The sequence below is a fragment of the Pseudanabaena sp. 'Roaring Creek' genome (assembly GCF_001402795.1).
Taxonomy (GTDB): domain Bacteria; phylum Cyanobacteriota; class Cyanobacteriia; order Pseudanabaenales; family Pseudanabaenaceae; genus Pseudanabaena.
Genome location: NZ_LIRE01000153.1, coordinates 1 through 6,437 on the forward strand (window position 1 = coordinate 1; position 6,437 = coordinate 6,437).

Sequence of the window (6,437 nt, forward strand, 5' to 3'; positions counted from 1 at the left end):
GGGTTTTATGTCCTGATACAGTTGGCGGCAGCTATAAAACCCTCAAACCTGCGGCGTACGCGCAGCGTGTGCCGCAGGTTTGACATCTGGATTTTAATCATTGGGCTAGTTGCTGTAACTGATAATCGAAAAACTGCTGTTGAAAAGTGAGTTCGTTGGCTGCTTGAATGAATTTTTTGGGTAGGGTAGGAGGAGTTGGATTTAAGGCGATCGCCTTAATAAGGATGGTTGGGTTGTCTGGATCTAAGGGGTTATCGATCGCCTGAACCGCATAACCGTATTGTTGTAACTCATCGAAGCCCATTTGCAATATATCGCGATCGCCGATTCCTAACTTGGCAACTAGTTGCGATCGCTTAATCTGTTTACCAGTCCGACTGAGATATTTAGCAATTCCTACTAACGTTTGCCATGCGATCTTGCCATCGATCTTTTGAGGATTGGGATAGGTAAGCGCGAGGGATTGATTGGCTTGCTGAGCGCTAGCGATAATGGTATTGAGATCTTGCCAACTTTGCGGACAGCGATCGCAGATAGTTGTCACTAAATGGCGATCGATTGCGCCATCTTTGCCGCGCCAATCAATGATTTTGAGATTTGCGTCAGCCTTAAGCAAGGATTGCGCAAGGGCAGGCACCTCACTAGCCAGAGGGGTACTTTGGGCATGAAAATCGATTAGCCTGACATCGTAACGCTTGCGAAAGGCATTATCGACTAACTCGATCGCGATATCGCAAGGAGTATCGGGTAATTCGTAGCTATAATGTCCCCACCAATCGCCATGAATCCGATTGCCCTGCCGATCGCTTAGGGTAAATTCTGTTTTGATATATTCAACTTTCTGACCTTTGGATGTACGGATATTCGCATTGGATATATCGGAAAAGTGACAATTGCGAACCAATAATCGAGGATAGGGATTCCCCATCCCAAAAGGTTCTAACTGTTTTAGCTCGTTAAATAAATCTTTGTTTAAATCGGCGATCTCTACTTCTAAATCAATCGTAATTTTCTTACTTTGCAATACTCCATATTGACTCCAGAACGAACGATCGATCGCCTCAATTAATACCTGTAAATTCTCGATCGGAAAGCTCAAGCCCCCCGCCAGAGGATGTCCGCCGAAGCTCTGCAATAGATGCTCTTGACCCTTGAGCAGATCGTAGAGATTGATGCCCTCTAGCGATCGCGCACTACCTTTGGCAAGACCATCCTCAAGGGTACAGAGGATCGTCGGGCGACCGTATTCGGCAACCACCTGCCCTGCTACTAATCCTAAGATGCCCACCGACCATTGCGGATCGACCAAGACAATAATTCCTACGGTTGATAAATCTAGTTGGGCAATTTTGGCTTGCACCTGTTTGAATACTCTTTTTTGGAGGGCTTTCCGCTGAGTATTTGCCATTTCGGTCTGTTCGATCAGCACTTTACACCGAGGCTCATCTTGGGTGGTAAGTAGTTCCACGCATTTTCGGACATCTCCCCAGATCCGACTGACGGCATTAATGCGTGGGGCAATGCCAAAACTAATGTCGATGGGGCGATCGCCAACCCTTTTACATTGTTCTAACAGCATTCGTACGCCGAGGCGCTTTTTTTGACGCAATACTTCAATTCCCTTTTGGGCGAGATAGCGACAGTCTCCCGTAAGCTGCACTAAGTCGGCAACTAAGCCGATCGCCACTAAATCCAATAAATCCTCTAGGGGCTGTTGCGGCACTTCGGGCATGGTGGCGTAGAGGGCTTCCATGAGTTTATAAGCTACGGCAACTCCCGATAAGTGAAATAAGGGATGTTCGCTGTTTAAATAGCGAGGATTGATAATTGCCGTGACAGGGGGACGCTCGTCGGGCAAGGTATGATGATCAGTGACGATCGTATCAATTCCTAATTCTTGAGCGTAGCTCAGAGCTGCAAGGCTAGTGCTGCCCGTATCACAGGTAATAATTAGACTGAGAACTTTGTCTGCGGCTTCGCATTGCGATCGCAACTCATCTAAACCCCTAAGGGATATTCCATGAGATTCTTTTAACCGATCGGGAATATAAAAAACTAAGCGATCGCCTTGGGTAAAAAATTGCCCTAATCCCTCCCACAAAACCGATGTAGCTGTGATCCCATCGGCATCAAAATCTCCCCAAATGGCGATCGTTTTACCTCGTTCGTAAGCTGTTTGGATGCGGGCGATCGCGATCGCCATTTCGGGCAAGGCAAAGGCACTAGTGGGTTGATAGGCTTCTATGTCCAAAAATGCGCTGACCTGTTCGGGACTCACTAATCCTCTTTGCCAAAGTAACTGCGCTGCAAATTTACCCACCCTGTCACGCATCCAAGCTGGGGAGGCGATAGAATCTAAAATTTGCCAATTAGTTAAGGTCATATTGCTATTGATAACTTCTTTAGCTATGCGGTTGCCATCTAAGTAGCTCGGCACAATTAAATATAAAATCCCAAAACCTGCGGCGCAGGTTTTAATTATGCCCAGCTACTTACAGCAATTATCGATCAAACGAACCACAAGGAAATTTTTGAAAGCGTTGCGAAGCAATGCTTTTAAAAATTTCCTTGGTTTTGGTTTGAGCGCAAAGCGCTGTAAGACTTATAGGTTTAGTCTGTTTGGATTTGAGTGCGGACTTCTTGAAGAATTTTGCCTAACATATTTTTGCCAGAGCCATCGGCTCCACAACCCCAATAATAATCCCCTGGCGCATTTTCGACAATTTCCTCATCACCAGTAGCAATCAACAAGAGTTTTAATTGTTTGTGGGTTTGAAACTTTTGGAGAACAGCTTTACGCATGACATCATCTTTGATATTTTCCCAATCCTCTCGCAGCGGCACAGAACGACTGCGACCTAAATTGGCGGCGGTTTTGGGATCGATCGCTTGGCGGATTTTTTCTTGATAGTTCCGATCTAAAAACTTCTGAGCCTGAAAGTAATGTTCTGTTGTTTTCCACCATTGCCCATCTAACTCAATACCAAAAGGAGCAAAGTTAGAGAATTCTCCATAGGCTTGACTGGTCGTGTAGAAGTAAATCGTCATAAAGATTTCGATCTTATTAATGCATTCCTTATTAAGTAGCTAGGCATAAGTAAACTTAAAACCTAGAAGAGCGTACCGCCCGCGTAGCGGGCGGTACGCTCTCTGGTTTTGGTTTTTAATTATGCCTAGCTACTTAATGCGTAGTAAAAGAAAGTTCTGAAGTTTGGCTAGTAGATAAATCATTACAGGGCAAACTAATCGTGAAACGGCTTCCCACCCCTAATTCACTAGTTGCTTCAACGCTTCCGCCATGAAGTTCGATAATTTTTTTGACAAAGGTCAGCCCTAGACCCATACCATCATACTTGCGACTATAACCTGTATCGACTTGTTTAAAGGGTTGAAAAATTTTATGTAAATCTTCTTGGGCGATACCAATGCCACTGTCAGTTACTGAGATGCAAACTGGTGTCGAAAAATTAGACCCTTGTTGATAGTCTGGCTGATTTTCACAGGTTAGTTCGAGGATGATATGACCATTTTCAGGGGTAAATTTCACAGCATTATTGAGCAAATGCATTAGAGCCTGAAAAATGCGCCTTTCATCTAAAATCATAGAGGGAATTCCTTCTTGAATTTTCGATTCAACCTTAATTCGTTTGGGCGCTGCGATCTTGGCAACACAACCAAGACAGGTTTGGCAAAGTGAAGCGAGCGACATCGGTTCGATGGTTAATTTAAACTCCCCTGCTTCAAGCATGGAGAGATCGATCATGTTATTAACTAAGTTTAATAAATGATCGCCACTGCTATTGATAACTTGAATTGCTTGCAATTGTTTGGGATTGATCGAACCAAATACTTCTTCCTTTAAACAGTCCGAAAAGCCCAAAATTGCATTAAGGGGAGTACGAAGTTCGTGACTGACCACGGACAATAATTTCTCTTTGAGGGTGGTTTCCTTTTGTTCGTCGTTTTGGGCGCGATGGGTGGTTAAGGCGATCGCTAATGTGGAAAGGAGTTGCTCTTGCCGAAAAGGTTTAACTACATAGCCCATTGGATTTGTTGATTGGGCTCTTTTTAAGGTTTCTGCATCTGAAAAAGCAGTGAGGTAAACGACGGGAATATCACAGAAGGATTGAATAAACTGGGCGAGCTTTATCCCATCAATGTCTCCTCTGATACGAATATCAAGGAGAACTAATTTGGGAGAATATTCTAATATTTTTTGGATGGCTGTCTGAGCATCAACAGCGATCGCACAAATTGTATAGCCTTCGTCACGAAGTATTTGGGCAATATCTTGTGCGACTAGTCTTTCATCTTCAACTATGATTACTGGGATACTCAATATCTTAACCTCATTCAGAAAGCTGCTAGCAAACCAATCTTGATTCTATGATTTATTCTATGATTTGTTGAGATTTCTAGCTGAGATTTCTATAGGATATCAATCTCAACATAAAATTTGCATTTATCTTAGCGCAAAAAACTACATGGATAAACAAATTAATATACAAACTATTGTGATTTCCTAGAATGATTAATTGCTTGTTATCGCATGACTATAGTATTTTTTTGTCCAAGTTTTATATAATTAGTTCAGCATAATAAAAAATAAAATCAGAGAGCGTAGCGCCCGCTTAGCAGACTATACGCTATTCTAGGGTTTCTTAAGTAGTAAAGCTAAAGCATAATTAAAATCCAGATCTAAAACCTGTGGCGCACAAGCATCGTACGCCGCAGGTTTTAAAGTTTTATATTTAATTAAGTCTAGTTACTTAGCTACTTAGATAATTTTTCTGCTAATTGTTATTCTTAATGGGTAGTGCTAAATAGGTAAGGATAGGCAGAGCAAAGCACCGCCTATTCTTATCATATAAATCCTTTGCTTTTGGGAATAAAGCTTAATGAGTATTTTGCCATACAGGAAAAATCACTTGAAATTTCGTTCCTTTCTCTCCATCATGAATAAGAGCCCCTTCTAGTTGTTCTACTAAACTGAATACTAGCTGCATCCCCAAGCTATCTGTATGTTCTAAAATAATATTGGCTGGAATCCCAATCCCATTGTCTGCCACAATCAAATGATATTGCTGTTGTTTTTGTAAAAGCTGAATATTTATTTTGCCAATGCCTGTAGGGAAGGCATATTTTAAAGAATTAGATATTAATTCATTGATAATTAGTCCTAAAGAAATCGAGCGATCTAACGGTAAAGAAATATTACTTGCATCTATCGTATATGTGATCGATGTAGGGCTTTTTCCATAACACTGAAATAAATTTACTAGTAAATCAGATATATAGTTATAAAAATTGATTTGATCGAGATCGTCATTGCGATGAAGTTGGGCGTGAAGCAAAGCCATCGATTGAATGCGATTTTGATACTCTTCAACCAAGATTTTGACTTCGGGGGGAGTTTTGCGAAACTGCATTCTTAAAAGGCTAGACATTACCTGTAGATTGTTTTTTACACGGTGATGGACTTCTTTGAGCAATACCTTTTTCTGTTGCAGTTCATTCTCTAGTTGCTGGTATAGTATTTCTTTACTAGCAAGTTCGATCTGTACCTGTTGATACAATGTTGCCTGTTGGAAAATAATCGTAAATTGACTAGATAATTGCTTCATTAAATCTATTTCCCATTCCTGCCAATATCGAAAACTATCGTATTGATGTATGCATATCAATCCCCAAAGTTGATTATTGTTAATGATTGGCATCGCTAATTTAGCTTTAATGGGTGGGCAAATAATATATTCATTGCCTAAAGATATAACTTTTAATTCCAATTCACTCGCTGATTCTCCATGTAAGACATAAAGATTCCCCTGTAGATATTTTTTATATAGATCCTCGGGAACGATATTATCCCAAACAATGGCATTGAAGATGGATTGCCAAGGTGCAGAGACTGACTCGGCAACGACTAACCTCGTTCCGTTATCTAATACCTGATAAATAAGAGTGCGATCGCCATGGAAAAACTTATGGATTTCGGTAACGGTTATATTTAGGATTTCCTCTAGTTGAAGAGAAGACCGAATGCGTTGGGTAATGATGCTGAGGAGTTCTTGTTGGGATGTTTGCTCAAGTAATCGAGCCTCGGCAAGCTTTAGTTCGGTAATATCCAGCATAATTCCATGGCGAGCAATATCTCCATTTTTGCGCTTTAATAAAGTCACATCTAGATTCTCGATCCTTTCGGGCATGGAGTAGATTTGCAGCCATTTAATCTTGCCTGAAGGGGTAACGATTCTCCATTCATACTTAAGAGCGTGTTTGAGAAGTTTTTGGCAATAAAAAAAGGTGAAAAAAAGCTCCCAAAGGTATAGCCTGTCAATATACAAAAACAAAGACAGCCTTATGGAAGCAACAAAGAAATCATACCCCACAGACTTAACCGATAACCAGTGGGAACTAATAAAAGACTTGATTCCAGC

The 6,437-nt window shown here is 41.4% G+C and carries 4 protein-coding genes; all 4 read right to left on the bottom strand.

Features of this window, described 5'->3' with window-relative positions; genetic code table 11:
* Positions 1 to 97: 97 nt before the first annotated feature.
* A complete protein-coding gene (gene recJ / locus AC805_RS04750) occupies positions 98 to 2,437 on the bottom strand; it encodes a single-stranded-DNA-specific exonuclease RecJ (RefSeq protein ID WP_231662432.1) in 2,340 nt (779 codons plus the stop codon).
* A 173-nt stretch (positions 2,438 to 2,610) separates the two neighbouring features.
* Entirely contained in the window at positions 2,611 to 3,048 is a 438-nt protein-coding gene (locus tag AC805_RS04755; protein ID WP_055074349.1) for an NADAR family protein, read from the bottom strand.
* A gap of 133 nt (positions 3,049 to 3,181) precedes the next feature.
* Positions 3,182 to 4,339 carry a hybrid sensor histidine kinase/response regulator gene (locus AC805_RS04760; RefSeq protein WP_055074350.1) on the bottom strand — a complete coding sequence of 386 codons (1,158 nt, stop codon included), beginning with the start codon at positions 4,337 to 4,339 and terminating at the stop codon, positions 3,182 to 3,184.
* A 556-nt stretch (positions 4,340 to 4,895) separates the two neighbouring features.
* Positions 4,896 to 6,437, bottom strand: a 1,542-nt coding sequence (locus AC805_RS04765) for a sensor histidine kinase (protein WP_231662440.1), incomplete at its 5' end; no start/stop codon positions are given.